The following is a 14,360-nucleotide window of genomic DNA, read 5'->3' on the forward strand; positions in this document are numbered from 1 at the left end:
TCAGGGGCCGGTACCGGCGGTCCGGCCCGCTGGCGAACCGGTGGCGGGTTCCCAGTCAGTGCACAGCTGGGCGGGCCGCGCCGTGTACGGCGACCTCCTGGGCCTTGACCGTGAACCACATCTCGTCGCCGGGGCTCAACCGGAGGTCGGCGGCCGCCTCGGCGGTGATATCGGCCGCCAGCCCGGGTGCGCCGTCGCGCTGCGCGGCGCCGCGCACGCGCACCGTCGTCCCGTTCGTGTCCAGCTCCGCGATCGTCACCGCGACGCAGTTGCGCGGACTGCCGTGCGGAGGGTCTCGGTACACCGCCACGGCGGCCGGGGTGAACACCGCGACCACCGGCTCCCCTGGTTCCAGCGTTTCGGCAGGCGTGCCGTGCCACACAATGCCGTCCGCGCCGCGGATCCGGCCGGGACCGTCCAGCACGCCGCGAACCACGTTGACACCGGCGATGCGGGCACCGAACCGGCTGCGGGGCGCCGCCAGGAATTCGGCCACCGCGCCGATCTCGGCCACCCCACCTTCCTCGATCACCATCACCCGGTCGGCCAGGGTCAGGACGTCGAGCAGGTCGTGGGTGATCAGCACGGTCGCCCGTCCCTCGGCCGCGGCCACCCGGCGCAGGACGGCCCGCACCGACGCGGCCACCGCGACGTCGAGACCGGACAACGGTTCGTCGAGTAGAAGAACATCCGGTTCGGCGGCCAGTGCCCGCGCGATCGCCACCCGCTGAGCCTGGCCACCGGACAGCTGCGACGGTTTACGCCCGGCCAGGTCGGCCACCCCGACCTCGGCGAGCCAGCGTTGCGCACTCTCCCGAGCCCGGTTTCGGCCCAGGCCGCGTCCACGCGGCGCGAACTCGACATTGGCCTGCACGCTCAGGTGCGGAAACAGCAGCGGATCCTGCAGCAACAGGCCGACCCGGCGATCGTGGGTGGGCACCTGGACACCGGCAGCGGTATCGGTGAGCACCCGGTCGCCGACCGTCACGAGACCCGTATCGGGCACCAGCAGGCCGGCGATCACGTGCAGCACCGTGGACTTACCCGCGCCGTTGGGCCCGAGCACCGCCAGCACCTCACCGGCGGCCACCTCGAACTCGGCGTCTACGCCGCGCCCGCCGACGGTGGCCGCGAACCGCAACCCCGCCATCAGCCGCTCACCGGGGCGTTCCAGCCGGCCAGCCGCCGCGCCCCCAGACCCAGCACCACGACGGCGGCCACGGCGACCAGAAGGATCGACAGCGCGACCGCGGCATCAGGGTCGCTTTCCCGCTGCAGGTAGATCTCCAGCGGCAGGGTGCGGGTCACACCCTGGCGGGACCCGGCGAAGGTCAGCGTGGCGCCGAACTCCCCCAGTGCGCGCGCGAATGCCAGCACCGCGCCGGAGACCAGGCCCGGCGCCAGCAGTGGCAGGGTCACCCGCCACCACACCGTGGCCGGGCGGGCGCCGAGCGTCGCGGCCACCACCTCGTAGTCCTGCCCCGCTGTGCGTGCCGCGCCCTCCAGCGCGATGACCAGGAACGGCAGCGACACGAACGTCTGCGCCAGCACCACCGCCGTCGTGGTGAACGCAATCCGAATCCCGGCCGCCTCCAGGTAGTGCCCCAGCAGACCCAGGCGCCCGAACGCATACAGCAGGGCGATGCCGCCGACGACCGGCGGTAAGACCAGTGGAAGCAGGATCAGCGGGCGCAGCGCACGGATCAACCCGCCGCTGCGTCGGGCCAGCACCATCGCCATCGGCACGCCCAGCAGCAGGCACAGCACCGTGCTGGCGGTCGCCGTACGCAGGCTGAGCAGCAGCGCTTCGCGCGAGGACGTACTGGTGATCAGCGTCCAGAACTGGGACCAGTCGACGCGCAGTGCCATCGCGACCAAGGGCAGAACCACGAAGGCCGCGCCCAGGGCGGCGGGCACATAGACCCAGCGCGGCAGCGTGGTATTCGGGCCCGACACCCCGAACCGCCTCATTCGTCACACCCTAGGGCGAACAACCGTGGCGTGTCGCAGGCGTATTAGCACCTTTAGCTACTGTCCAGTAACATTCTTCAGCGAACCGACGCCGCCCCACGCTGGGCCGGCGTTGCGCACGAGGAGGTCAATGGCGATGGACGTGCTGGTCACTGGCGCAGACACCGAACTGGGACGCATCGTGGCGGAAGGTTTCCGCGACGCCGGCCACAAGGTCGTCATCAGCGGCGCCCGCCGCGACGACCTGGAGGTCGCTGCGAAGGAACTCGATGTCGACGCGATCGTCTGCGACACGACGGACCCGTCGTCGCTCGCCGAGATCCGCACGCAGTTCCCGCACCACCTCGACACCATCGTGCACGTCCCCGCGCCGCGGTGGATGGGCGGCGACCCCCGCACCTACACGATGGTCGACACCGCCAACGCGTGGCGCTCGACCCTGGACGCCACCGTGTTGTCCGCGGTGCTGCTCGTCCAAAACATCGGCGACCACCTGCGCTCGGGCGGCGCCATCGTCACCGTCGTGCCCGACAACCCGCGCGATGGCAGCGCCGACGCCGCGATCAAAGGCGCGCTGTCGAACTGGACGGCCGGCCAGGCCGACTACTTCGGTACCCGCGGCATCACCATCAACACCGTGGCAACCGGCCGCAGCGCCGAGCCCACCTACGACGGGCTGAGCTCCACCCCGCCATCGGTGTCGGCCGAAATCGCCCGGCTCGCACTGTTTTTGACCAGTCCGTCCGCCCGGCACATCACCGGCCAGACGTTGCATGTCGGCCGCGGGGCACTGGCCAACTTCGGCTGATTCACCTGCCGTTCGCCGGCGGCGATTACTGTCGGCAGGGTGACGATTCGACTTGGTTTTCAGATCCCGAACTTCTCGTACGGCACCGGCGTCGCCGAGCTTTTCCCCACGGTGATCGCCCAGGCCCGGGAGGCCGAGGCCGCCGGCTTCGACTCGGTCTTCGTGATGGACCACTTTTATCAGCTGCCCATGCTCGGGTCGCCTGATCAGCCGATGCTGGAGGCCTACACGGCGTTGGGCGCCCTGGCCACCGCCACCGAGCGGGTCCAGCTCGGCACCCTGGTCACCGGCAACACTTACCGCAACCCGACACTGCTGGCCAAGACGATCACCACGCTGGACGTCATCAGTGCGGGCCGGGCCATCCTCGGCATCGGCACCGGCTGGTTCGAGCTCGAGCACGAGCAGCTCGGCTACGAGTTCGGCACGTTCACCGATCGGTTCAACAAGCTCGAGGAGGCGCTGTCCATCATCGTGCCGATGACCGAAGGCCAGCGCCCGACCGTCGAGGGCACCTACTACCGCGCCAAAGAGGCGCTGGCCAACCCGCGCTTCCGCGACCACATTCCGCTGATGATCGGTGGCAGCGGCGAGAAGAAGACGTTCAGCCTGGCCGCCCGCCACTTCGACCACCTGAACATCATCGCGGGCTTCCCCGAACTGCCCGGCAAAGTCTCGGTGCTCGCGCAGCGCTGTGAAGAGGTGGACCGCGACCCGGCGACGCTGGAAACCAGCGTGCTGGTCAGCGTGGTGGCCGGCGACAATCTCAGTGACGACCTCATCCCCGCCGGCATGCAGGGCCGGATGGTCGTGGGCAGCCCGGAGCATGTCGCCGAGCAGATCAAGACCAACGTGATCGATGTCGGGATCGACGGCGTCATCATCAACATGCCCGGCTATGTTCCCGGCGCGATCACCAAGGTCGGCGAGGCACTACGCCCGGTTGTGGGTGGCTGACCACCCACCCGGGTGGCTGATGTCACCATTGCCGATCGAGTACTGGCGCGAAGTCTGAGCGCAGGGCGACTACCGTAGAGGCTGTCCTGTGCATGTCGTTGAGGAGCAAGTAATGACCCATCCCGGTGCCACCCCATCGGATAAGCACAAGGTCGTCATCATCGGATCGGGCTTCGGTGGGCTCAATGCCGCCAAGAAGCTCAAGCGTGCCGACGTCGACATCAAGATGATCGCCAAGACCACTCACCACCTGTTCCAGCCCCTGCTCTACCAGGTGGCGACCGGCATCATCTCCGAAGGCGAGATCGCCCCGCCGACCCGGGTGGTGCTGCGCGACCAGAAGAACTGCCAGGTTCTGCTCGGCGAGGTCACCCACATCGACCTGAATAACCAGACCGTCGACTCGGTCCTGCTCGGCCACACCTACCGGACGCCCTACGACACGTTGATCGTGGCGGCCGGGGCCGGGCAGTCCTACTTCGGCAACGACCACTTCGCCGAGTGGGCCCCCGGCATGAAGAGCATCGACGACGCCCTGGAGTTGCGCGGGCGCATCCTCGGCGCCTTCGAGCAGGCCGAGCGGTCCAGCGACCCGGTGCGGCGCGACAAGCTGCTGACGTTCGTCGTCGTCGGCGCAGGCCCGACCGGCGTGGAGATGGCCGGCCAGATCGCCGAACTCGCCGACGACACCCTCAAGGGCGCCTTCCGGCACATCGACTCCACCAAGGCCCGGGTGATCCTGCTCGACGCCGCACCCGCCGTGCTGCCGCCGATGGGCGAGAAGCTGGGCCAGAAGGCCGCGGCCCGGCTGGAGAAGCTGGGCGTGGAGATCCAGCTCGGAGCGATGGTCACCGACGTCGACCGCAATGGCATCACCGTCAAGCGGGGCGACGGCACCATCGACCGCATCGAGTGCGCGACCAAGGTGTGGTCGGCCGGTGTGTCGGCCAGCCCGCTGGGCAAGATCATCGCCGACCAGTCCGACGCCGAGGTCGACCGCGCGGGCCGGGTGAAGGTGCTTCCCGACCTGACCGTGCCGGGCCACCCGAACGTGTTCGTCATCGGCGACATGGCCGCCGTCGACGGTGTTCCGGGTATGGCGCAGGGCGCCATCCAGGGTGCCTACTACGCGGCCAAGCTGGTCAAGGCCGAACTCAAGGGCGCCGACCCTGCCGCTCGCGAGCCGTTCGAGTACTTCGACAAGGGTTCGATGGCAACGGTGTCGCGCTACTCGGCCGTCGCCAAGGTCGGCCGTCTCGAGTTCAGCGGTTTCATCGCCTGGCTGGCCTGGCTGTTCCTGCACCTGATCTACATGGTGGGGTTCAAGGCGCGGCTGACCACGGCATTGTCGTGGATCGGGACGTTCATCGGCAGCCACCGCAGCCAGCTGACGATCACCGAGCAGCAGGCGTACGCGCGAACCAGGATCGAGCAACTCGAGGAGATCGCCGCGGCCGTCGAGGACGAGAAGGCGGCGTCCTGACGCTGCCCGCTGCGGGTGAAAGTGCCGTTGCCGCTGCGGTGCTGGCCTAACATGGGCCTCACGACAATTCCACGTCAAGGGGGACTCATGTCATCACCTCGTTCCGTGCGCCGCGGGCTGGCTGCGGCATTGGGCGCCGGTGCGGTGTTGCTGAGCATGGCGGGACCCGCCGCAGCCGACCCGCCCCCGCCCAACTGCACCACCGCCGACCTCACCGGGGTCATGGCCGGGGTGTCGGCGGCCATGTCGGCGTATCTGTTCGAGCATCCGGACGTCAACGCGTTCTTCAGCGGCCTGCAGGGCCTGTCGAAGAAGGACATCGGCGCCAAGACGCAGGTCTATCTGGATGCCAACCCGCAGATCCGCACCGATCTCGACAACATCCGCCAGCCGTCGACTGATTTCCGCAACCGCTGCGGAATCGGGCAGCGGCCGCTGGCCCCCGGAGTGATCTGAACAAGAGCTCGACCCGGCGCCCTCTAAGGTGGTCGGCGTGGTCATGAAGCCGGACGAACTCGTCTACCGGGTTTTACAGCGGCTGCCGACGCGGGTTCTCTCGCTGCGCACGATCGTCATCGTGGCCGCCCTTGCGGTGGTGATCCTGGTGCTGACACTGGGCACCTGGGTGTGGATCGGCGTCAACCACGACCAGTACAGCCAGCTCGACCGTCGGCTGGACTCGGTGAGCAGCCTCGGTGACTTCAGCACGCTGCTGAGCACCCGGCCCCCCGGTGAGGGCGCCCCGACCCCGGACGGCAACCTGGTCCGTACGGTCCGGGTCGGTGGGCTGGCGATGTCGGTCCCACCCAATGTGGAGCTCCCCGAGCTGCCCAACGGCTACGCCGACATCACCATCGACGGCGTCGAATACCGGGTGCGCACCTTCTCGGTGGCCGGGGCGACGATCGCGCTGGGCGCGCCGCTGGCCGAAACCAAGCACCGGATCGACGAGCTGCATCTGCGGGTGCTGCTGATCTGCGCCGGCGTCATCGTGGGAACCATCATCGTCGGCTGGCTGATCTCGCTGATCATGATCAATCCCTTCCGGCTGCTGGCTCAGCAGGCCCGCGCCATCAATGCGCAGTCCAATCCCGACGAGGTGCAGGTGCGGGGCGTGCGGGAGGCCGTCGAGATCGCCGAAGCCGTCGAGGGCATGCTGGCGCGCATCGGCGACGAGCAGGACCGCACCAAGGCCGCCCTGGAGTCGGCGCGGGACTTCGCGGCCGTGGCCTCCCACGAACTGCGCACCCCGCTGACCGCCATGCGCACCAACCTCGAAGTCCTCTCCACACTTGACCTCGCACCTGATCAGCGCAGCGAGGTCATCGGCGACGTGATCCGCACCCAGAGCCGTATCGAAGCCACCCTGACGGCGCTGGAACGCCTGGCCCAGGGCGAGCTGACCACCGCCGACGATTTCGTGCCGTTCGACGTCACCGACCTGCTGGACCGCGCGGCGCACGACGCCGAGCGGATCTACCAGGATCTCAGGGTGTCGCTGGTGCCGTCGCCGGCGGTGCTGATGGTCGGCTTGCCGGTGGGATTGCGGCTGGTCATCGACAACGCGATAGCCAACGCGGTCAAGCACGGTGGTGCCACCGAAGTGCGCCTGGCACTGGAGAGTTCGGCCGACGGGGTGCAGATCACCGTCGACGACAACGGCACCGGCGTGCCCGAGGCGGAACGCGCAGCGGTGTTCGAACGATTCTCGCGGGGCTCGACGGCGTCGCGCTCGGGCTCGGGGCTCGGATTGGCCCTGGTCGCCCAGCAGGCCGAATTGCACGGTGGCACAGCACATTTGGAGGAGAGCCCGCTCGGCGGGGCGCGGCTGGTGCTGAACCTGTCCGGCCGTCAGGAATAGAGACGATCACCCTGCCAGGTGGACAGGCTGCCGCCGCCGGCCAGTTCGAGGGTGGTCCCGGCGGCGTCGTCGGCCGGCTCGGGGTAACGCAGTTCGCTCACGCAGGCCAGCGGCGTGCCCAGTGCGTCGTCGGCGACAGCGCCGGTGCCGAGCTCGACGCGGTGGCGCAGCAGCGGCAGTCCCGCGCGGTCCACCCACATCGCGCCGCTCCAGAATCCTTCCCGCTCACCGGTTCTGCCGATCTGCACCCGCTCCCGGATGCGCAGCCGCGCGGTGTCGGCCAGCTGCACCCGGACGTGCGTCAGATGCCGGGAGTCAGCGGCCACCACCGTCGGCTCAGGATCGAGATCCAGTTCACCGCCGACCTCGATGGACCAGCAGGCCCGCGATTCCCGGGTCGCCGCGCCGGGCAACACCACGGTGGCCGCCGCACTGCGGAGCCGAAGCCGCGCACCGGGTTCGACGACCAGCCGGATGGCGATCGTGTCCCCGCCCAGCGGGGTGGCCGCCGCCGACACCAGGTGCACGGTGTCGGTCTCGGTATAGCGCGCGGCAACTCCCCCGCGACACTCGATGCGCGGCAGGCGACCCGGTTCGGCCACCACCACGACCTCGGAATGCACGCTGCGGGCTCAGACCGGCTGGTGGACGCGCAGCTGCTCGCGCACCCAGTCCAGAACCAGTGATGCCGCCGGGTCCTCGGTCAGCGAGATCAGTACCGTCGGACGGCCGTCGCGCACCTTGGCGGCGTCGCGGCGCATCACCTCGAGATCGGCACCCACCAGCGGGGCGAGGTCGGTCTTGTTGACCACCAACAGGTCTGAGAACGTCACCCCGGGCCCGCCCTTGCGGGGCACCTTGTCGCCACCGGCGACGTCGACGACGAAAATCTGGACGTCGATGAGCCCCGAGGAGAACGTCGCGGTCAGATTGTCCCCACCGGATTCCACCAGGATGAGGTCGAGGTGGTCGTGCCCGGCGATCAGGTCGTCGATGGCGTCGAGGTTGGCGGTGATGTCGTCGCGGATGGCGGTGTGCGGGCACCCACCGGTCTGCACCGCGGCGATCCGGTCGTCGGGCAGCACCGCATGGCGGCGCAGGAAGTCGGCATCCTCGGTGGTGTAGATGTCGTTGGTCAGCACGGCCAGTGACAGCTCGTCGCGAAGTTGCCGGCACAGTGCGGCCACCAAAGCGGTCTTGCCCGAGCCGACCGGGCCACCCACCCCGATCCGCAGCGGCTCACCGGGCGTGCGCGTGCGTTTGGGGCGATCGGCGTGGGAATGCGGGTCGCCGTCAATGAAATGTGGTGGCATGAGGCTTCTTTCAGGAGGCGAACAGCGGACGGTCACGCTCGCCGTGGCGCTGGGCCAGTTCGTCGAGCAGCGGGTCGGACAGATCGGCGAGGCCCGCGGTGGCCTCGTGGGCGGCGTGCTCGCACAGCTGCGCCAGGGCGAACGTCACCACCGCCACATCGGCGGGATCCAGCGCCAGCAGGCGCTGGGCGGCCGTCGCGCTGCCCGTCATCGTGGTGTACACAAGCGACAGTGCGGTCTGCTCGGGGGCCAGCCCGCTGGCCAGGCCCACCCGGCCGGCCACGACCGCCTGATGCGGCCGGGCCCCCAGGGCGTCCCAATCGTGTGCGGGCCACACCCGCCGGGCCAGCCGCAGCAGCCCCCGGCCCTGCGCCCGGGAGGCCAGCCGGGTGGCCGGCGCCGGTGTGCGGGCATCGGTTTCGGCGTCGGCGACGGTGACCGTGAGCTCCCCGCGGTGCACAGCTGCCGCGATCGACGCGCTCACCAGAGCACTGGTCCGGATCCGCCGCCGCAGATAGGCGTCGAGGGTGGTCAGGTCGACCACCAGGCGGCTGGTCACCGCCTCCTCCACTCCGCCGGAATGTACGTGGCCCCCGGTTGGCAACCGAGAGTCGGCGAGGTTGAGCAGGGTGGTCAGTGCGGACATCAGAACAGGAAATAACGTTGCGCCATCGGCAGTTCGGTGGCCGGCTGTTCCTGCCACACCTGCCCGTCGATGCGCACGGTGAAGCTGTCGGGGTCGACCTCGATGCGTGGCTGGGCGTCGTTCAGCGGCATCTGGGCCTTGCCGATCGCGCGGACGTTGCCCACCGGAACGAGTCGGCGCTTGACGTCGATCCGGTCGGCCAGGCCGTCCTCGATGGCCTGCGGGGCGACGAAATGTACCGAGGTCGCGGCTGCGGCCGCCGGGGCGGCGCCGAACATCGGGCGGGGCAGCACCGGCTGCGGGGTCGGAATCGAGGCGTTGGCGTCACCCATTGCGGCCCAAGCGATCATTCCGCCCTTGACCACCGCGTGCGGGCGCACCCCGAAGAACGCCGGCTCCCACAGCACCAGGTCGGCCAGCTTGCCGACCTCCACGCTGCCGATCTCGTGATCCAGGCCGTGTGCGACGGCAGGACAGATCGTGTACTTCGCGACGTAGCGCCGAACCCGGTTGTTGTCGGCCGCGCCGTCACCCTCGAGCGCACCGCGCCGCTTCTTCATCACATGTGCGGTCTGCCAGGTGCGCAGCACCACCTCGCCGATGCGTCCCATGGCCTGCGCATCACTGCCGATCATCGAGATGGCGCCGATATCGTGCAGCAGGTCCTCGGCGGCGATCGTCGACGGCCGGATGCGGCTCTCGGCGAACGCGAGATCCTCCGGGACGCTCGGGTTGAGGTGATGGCACACCATCAACATGTCGAGATGCTCGTCGAGGGTGTTGACGGTGTGCGGCCGGGTCGGGTTCGTCGAACTCGGCAGCACGTAGGACTCGCCCGCGACGGTGATGATGTCGGGTGCGTGCCCGCCACCGGCGCCCTCGGTGTGATAGGCGTGGATGGAGCGGCCCTTGATCGCGGCCAGGGTGTCCTCGACGAAACCTGCCTCGTTGAGGGTGTCGGTGTGGATGTTGGCCTGAACCCCGGCCGCCTCGGCCACGGTCAGGCAGGCGTCGATCGCTGCGGGCGTGGTACCCCAGTCCTCGTGCAGCTTGAAACCGGCTGCCCCACCGCGCAATTGCTCCCACATCGCCTCGGTGGACACGGTGTTTCCCTTGCCCAGCAGCGCGATGTTGAGCGGCCACGAGTCCAGCGACTCCAGCATGCGGGCCAGATGCCAGGCACCGGGTGTGACGGTGGTGGCCTTGCTGCCCTCGGCGGGTCCGGTACCGCCGGCGATGATCGTGGTGATGCCGCCGCCGATGGCCTCCGGCATGATCTGCGGGCAGATCAGGTGGACGTGGCAGTCGATGGCCCCGGCGGTGACGATGCGGCCGTTGCCGGCGATGACCTCCGTCGACGGGCCCACCACCAGATCGGGGTGCACGCCGGACATGATGTCGGGATTGCCCGCCTTGCCGATGGCCACGATGCGTCCGTCGCGAATGCCGATGTCGGCCTTGATGATTCCCCAGTAGTCGATGATCACCGCGCCGGTGATCACGGTGTCGGGGGCACCGTCGGCGCGGGTGGCCCGGCCCTGTCCCATCGACTCGCGCAGCACCTTGCCGCCGCCGAAGACGGCCTCATCGCCGGCCAGACCCGGCCCGCCACTGCGGTCTTCGGTGATCTCCACCAGCAGATCGGTGTCGGCCAGCCGGATCCGGTCGCCGGTGGTCGGCCCGAACAGCGCGGCGTAGCGGGCCCGGGATAGAGAACTCATCGGTCGATTCTCTTCGCGCAAGCGCTCATCGCAAGTCCAGCCTTCCCGGCGGGTTCAGGCTGAGCCCGTGCACCTCGCGTGATCCGCTCAACGGAACCAGCCACACCCGTTGTGCAACACCGGGTTCGAAGCGAACAGCGGTCCCGGCCGGAATGTCGAATCGGTGCCCGTGGGCGGCGGCCCGGTCGAATGACAGCGCCGCATTGGCCTGCGGAAGGTGCACATGGCTGCCGACCTGGACCGGGCGGTCGCCGGTGTTGACGATCTCTAGTTCCAGTCGCGGCGCACCGGCGTTGAGTTCGATGTCGCCGTCACCGAGGAGGACTTCTCCGGGAATCACAGTGCGCTCCGTCACGGGATCGGATGGTGGACGGTGACGAGTTTGGTGCCGTCCGGGAAGGTGGCCTCGACCTGGACGTCGTGCAGCATCTCCGGCACCCCGTCCATGACCTCGGCGCGGGTGAGGACCTCGCGTCCGCTGACCATCAACTCGGCCACGGTGCGGCCGTCGCGGGCGCCCTCGAGGATGTGGTCGGTGATGATGGCGACCGTCTCGGGATGGTTGAGTCGCAGCCCGCGGGCCTGTCGGCGGCGGGCGAGGTCGGCTGCATACGAGATCAGCAGCCGGTCGGTTTCATGCGGTGTCAGGCGCATAGTGCGCGATCCTGCCACGGCGCGGCGCGATCAGCAGTGCGGCGCTGCCCTATTGCTGGGGCGGATCGGCTTCCAGGTTCTGCAGCCGAACCTGTCCGCGGGCCAGCAGCCGGTCCTGCCCGTCGCGGATCGTGACGAGCCACAGCTGCTGGCGACGACCGCGGTGGATCGGCTCAGAGACGCCGTACACGGTGCCTGACCCGATGGCCCGCAGGAAGTCGGTGTTGTTGTTGACGCCGACGACGTTGCCGCCGCCGTTGGCGGCCAGCCACACGTAGGCCGACGTGCTGGCCATCGATTCGATGATGGAGCAGTAGACGCCGCCGTGGACGATCCCCATCGGCTGGAGCAGCTTCGGCGCCACCTCGAGCTGCGCCTTGGCGCCGTCGGCGGTCAGTTCGGTGAACGTCAGCCCGAGTTGGTTGTCGAAGGGGGCATCGAACGCGATCTGCTCGGTCAGCGACTGATCTGGTTGCACGAACCTTGTTTACAGGGACGGACCCCGCGTACATGACGCGGGGTCCGTCCTCGGAATGGACCGGGAGCCACTGCAGCCCTCAGGACTCCGGCGCGGTCCAGAGCTACTTAGCCGGTCCGGCGCAGGGCGCGTACCGGCAGGCCGAATGCGGTGAGCGCGTCGAGCACGCTCTGGGCCCGATGCATGCACACGGTTTCGCTCGCACCTGACATGAGTGGGACCTGGGTCGCCGTGATCACCACCGCGGCGCCCACCGACTGCCACATGCTGGTCGTGCTGAGCGCACCGCCACTGAGGTGCTGGAGTTCCTCGAACAGCGGGGCCAGCGATCGATGACACCGGTGTGCCGTCCAGGTGGCCAGTGCCTCCTCGCCGGGCAGGTAGACCACGCCGGTACTCGCCGGGTCGCCGGGCAGCACCCGCAGCGTCGGGTTCACCACCCCGGTCCAGTCGATCGCTCCTTCGGAGTCGACGTGCATCCACAGGTTCTCCGGCCCGGCGTCCCAGGCTCGTCCCTCCAGTACCAGCAAGGTGAGCACCCGGCCGAGGACCGAATGGGTGAAGGCGGCCGCCACCTGCGCGGCCGCGGTGCGCCGGTTGTCCAACTCGGCGGTCGCAGCCTCGTACATCCCACCCAATCGGCCGCTGGAGACCACCGAGGCCAGCGGCCACCATCGCCTGCGGGAGACGTCGGCCATCAGGGCCACACCGTGCACCCGCGGCGCGTCCGGGGTGAGCCGCCGCAACCGCCGGCTGGACTCGTGGACGGGCAGAACACGGCGAATCGTCATCGCGCTGATCAGTGGGTCGGCCACAGCTGCGGTCACAGCACCTCCTGGTGTAAGTTAGGTAAGCCTAACCACAAAGAATGATGGAGAGTACAGCCTTGGCTTATGTGAGGCCTGTCACATGACCGGCAGCCGCCGCGACGACGGCCTGCGGTTTCAGGTGTGGCGTGCGCGCCGGCCGGGAACACCGACCGGGGTCGTGCGAGTTGAGCGAAGCACGTTGGATACGACGCCCGGTAGTAACCGGGAGTACCCTTACCTGATTGCTACGGAGATGAACGGAATATGCCCAAGGTGAATCGTCTCGGCGAACTCGAACGCGCAGTGATGGACCACTTGTGGGCCGCCGGCGAGCCGTTGACCGTCCGTCAGGTGCATGAGGCCCTCGCTTCGGAACGCGACCTTGCCTACACCACCGTGATGACCGTCCTGCAGCGGCTGGCCCGCAAGAATCTGGTGTCGCAGATCCGCGACGACCGGGCGCATCAGTACGCCCCGGTGCACGGGCGTGACGAGCTCGTCGCGGGCCTGATGGTCGACGCACTCGACCAGGCCGCCGACTCCGGTGACCGGCGCGCCGCGCTGGTGCACTTCGTCGAGCGGGTAGGTGCGGACGAGGCCGACGCCCTGCGCCGCGCGCTGGCCGAACTCGAGGCCAAACACCGATCATCGGAGCCCGCTGGCGGTAGCCCCGTCGGCTGAGGGACACTGTCAGCGTGTCCGCGCTGGCCTTCACTCTCGTCGCGCTACTTCTCGTCGGCCCCGTGCCGGCGGTACTGGCACGCGCGGCCTGGCCGATGCGCGCCCCGCGGGCCGCAATCGTGCTGTGGCAGTCGATCGCCGTGGCCGCCGTCCTCTCCGCGTTCAGTGCCGGACTGGCCATCGCCAGCCGGTTGTTCGTCCCCGGCCCCGACGGTCGCCCGACGGCCACCATCACCAGTGAGATCGCCGTCCTGGGCTGGCCGCTGTGGCTGATCTATGTGTCGGTGTTCGCGGTAACCCTGACGATCGGCGCGCGTCTGGTGCTCGCGGTGGTGCAGGTCGCCATCGCCACCCGGCAGCGGCGGGCCCACCACCGCAACGTCGTCGACCTGCTCGGTGACTGTCCCGAGCGCGCCAGCGGGCTGCGGGTCCTGCACGTCGCCGAGCCGCTGGCGTACTGCCTTCCCGGTGTGCGCAGCCGCGTGGTGCTCAGCGAGGGCACCCTGTCGGCACTGTCCGACCAGGAACTGGTCGCCATCCTGAGCCACGAACGGGCACACCTTCGGGCACGTCATGACCTGGTGCTGGAAGCCTTCGTCGCGGTCCACACCGCCTTCCCGCGCTTCGTGCGGAGCGGCAGCGCGCTCAGTGCCGTCCAACTGCTGGTCGAACTGCTCGCCGACGATGCCGCGGTGCGCAGCGCCGGGCCCGCTCCCCTGGCCCGTGCCCTGGTCGCCTGCGCCTCGGGCCGCACCCCGTCCGGCGCACTGGCTGCCGGTGGTCCCACCACCGTGATCCGGGTGCGGCGGCTGTGCGGCCGGCCCAACAGCGTGTGGCTCTCGCTGGGCGCCTACGTCGCCGCCGCGGCAGTGCTCGTGGTTCCCACCGTCGCGGTCGCCGTGCCCTGGCTGACCGAGCTGCACCGATTGTTCTCGACCTAAACGGGCGAAAGCCGCTCTGCCGCAACACCTAGTGAAA

Annotated in this window: 17 protein-coding genes; 7 read left to right on the forward strand and 10 right to left on the reverse strand. The window is 69.2% G+C overall.

Annotation, left to right across the window (positions count from 1 at the left end):
* Positions 1-55: 55 nt before the first annotated feature.
* Positions 56-1,150, reverse strand: a complete 1,095-nt coding sequence (locus OG976_RS01005) for a sulfate/molybdate ABC transporter ATP-binding protein (protein WP_328356683.1) — start codon at positions 1,148-1,150, stop codon at positions 56-58.
* Positions 1,150-1,971 carry an ABC transporter permease gene (locus OG976_RS01010; protein ID WP_328356686.1) on the reverse strand — a complete coding sequence of 274 codons (822 nt, stop codon included), beginning with the start codon at positions 1,969-1,971 and terminating at the stop codon, positions 1,150-1,152. Before OG976_RS01010 ends, OG976_RS01005 begins: the two co-directional genes overlap by 1 nt.
* 130 nt (positions 1,972-2,101) lie before the next feature.
* Here OG976_RS01010 and OG976_RS01015 point away from each other — a divergent pair, with 130 nt between their 5' ends.
* The 5 genes from OG976_RS01015 to OG976_RS01035 all read left to right on the forward strand — a co-directional run bounded on the left by OG976_RS01015 (position 2,102) and on the right by OG976_RS01035 (position 7,080).
* Positions 2,102-2,779, forward strand: coding sequence for an SDR family oxidoreductase (locus tag OG976_RS01015; protein ID WP_328356689.1), 678 nt, complete (start codon positions 2,102-2,104; stop codon positions 2,777-2,779).
* Positions 2,780-2,818: 39 nt separating this feature from the next.
* A complete protein-coding gene (locus OG976_RS01020; RefSeq protein WP_328356691.1) occupies positions 2,819-3,736 on the forward strand; it encodes an LLM class F420-dependent oxidoreductase in 918 nt (305 codons plus the stop codon).
* Positions 3,737-3,848: 112 nt separating this feature from the next.
* Positions 3,849-5,219: an NAD(P)/FAD-dependent oxidoreductase gene (locus OG976_RS01025; protein ID WP_328356694.1), complete on the forward strand. Its 1,371-nt coding sequence runs from the start codon at positions 3,849-3,851 to the stop codon at positions 5,217-5,219.
* A gap of 87 nt (positions 5,220-5,306) precedes the next feature.
* Positions 5,307-5,675 (forward strand): heme-binding protein, encoded by a 369-nt coding sequence (locus OG976_RS01030; protein ID WP_328356697.1) that lies wholly within the window; start codon positions 5,307-5,309, stop codon positions 5,673-5,675.
* Between the two features lie 43 nt (positions 5,676-5,718).
* The gene (locus OG976_RS01035; protein WP_328364069.1) at positions 5,719-7,080 is read left to right on the forward strand and encodes a sensor histidine kinase; all 1,362 of its coding nucleotides are present in this window, start codon (positions 5,719-5,721) and stop codon (positions 7,078-7,080) included.
* Here the strand turns inward: OG976_RS01035 and OG976_RS01040 are convergent.
* From OG976_RS01040 to OG976_RS01075, 8 genes are all read right to left on the reverse strand, one after another.
* On the reverse strand, positions 7,071-7,703 hold the full coding sequence (locus tag OG976_RS01040; RefSeq protein ID WP_328356700.1) for an urease accessory protein UreD: 633 nt from the start codon (positions 7,701-7,703) through the stop codon (positions 7,071-7,073). The genes OG976_RS01035 and OG976_RS01040 overlap by 10 nt on opposite strands.
* Before the next feature lie 9 nt (positions 7,704-7,712).
* Entirely contained in the window at positions 7,713-8,393 is a 681-nt protein-coding gene (gene ureG, locus OG976_RS01045; protein WP_328356703.1) for an urease accessory protein UreG, read from the reverse strand.
* Between the two features lie 10 nt (positions 8,394-8,403).
* A complete protein-coding gene (locus OG976_RS01050; RefSeq protein WP_328356706.1) occupies positions 8,404-9,039 on the reverse strand; it encodes an urease accessory protein UreF in 636 nt (211 codons plus the stop codon).
* Positions 9,039-10,760 carry an urease subunit alpha gene (locus tag OG976_RS01055; protein WP_328356709.1) on the reverse strand — a complete coding sequence of 574 codons (1,722 nt, stop codon included), beginning with the start codon at positions 10,758-10,760 and terminating at the stop codon, positions 9,039-9,041. The genes OG976_RS01050 and OG976_RS01055 overlap by 1 nt, the downstream gene beginning before the upstream one ends.
* Before the next feature lie 25 nt (positions 10,761-10,785).
* Positions 10,786-11,100: an urease subunit beta gene (locus OG976_RS01060; protein WP_328364072.1), complete on the reverse strand. Its 315-nt coding sequence runs from the start codon at positions 11,098-11,100 to the stop codon at positions 10,786-10,788.
* Between the two features lie 11 nt (positions 11,101-11,111).
* The gene (locus tag OG976_RS01065; RefSeq protein WP_328356712.1) at positions 11,112-11,414 is read right to left on the reverse strand and encodes an urease subunit gamma; all 303 of its coding nucleotides are present in this window, start codon (positions 11,412-11,414) and stop codon (positions 11,112-11,114) included.
* Positions 11,415-11,463: 49 nt separating this feature from the next.
* Positions 11,464-11,892, reverse strand: coding sequence for a PaaI family thioesterase (locus tag OG976_RS01070; RefSeq protein WP_328356715.1), 429 nt, complete (start codon positions 11,890-11,892; stop codon positions 11,464-11,466).
* A 107-nt stretch (positions 11,893-11,999) separates the two neighbouring features.
* Entirely contained in the window at positions 12,000-12,719 is a 720-nt protein-coding gene (locus tag OG976_RS01075; protein WP_328356718.1) for an iron reductase, read from the reverse strand.
* Positions 12,720-12,965: 246 nt separating this feature from the next.
* Here OG976_RS01075 and OG976_RS01080 point away from each other — a divergent pair, with 246 nt between their 5' ends.
* Together OG976_RS01080 and OG976_RS01085 are read left to right on the forward strand one after the other, a co-directional pair.
* The gene (locus OG976_RS01080; protein ID WP_328356721.1) at positions 12,966-13,382 is read left to right on the forward strand and encodes a BlaI/MecI/CopY family transcriptional regulator; all 417 of its coding nucleotides are present in this window, start codon (positions 12,966-12,968) and stop codon (positions 13,380-13,382) included.
* 14 nt (positions 13,383-13,396) lie between these two features.
* On the forward strand, positions 13,397-14,323 hold the full coding sequence (locus OG976_RS01085) for a M56 family metallopeptidase (protein ID WP_328356724.1): 927 nt from the start codon (positions 13,397-13,399) through the stop codon (positions 14,321-14,323).
* The last annotated feature ends 37 nt before the right edge of the window (positions 14,324-14,360 follow it).

The organism is Mycobacterium sp. NBC_00419 (assembly GCF_036023875.1).
In the GTDB taxonomy this organism is placed as follows: Bacteria; Actinomycetota; Actinomycetes; order Mycobacteriales; family Mycobacteriaceae; genus Mycobacterium.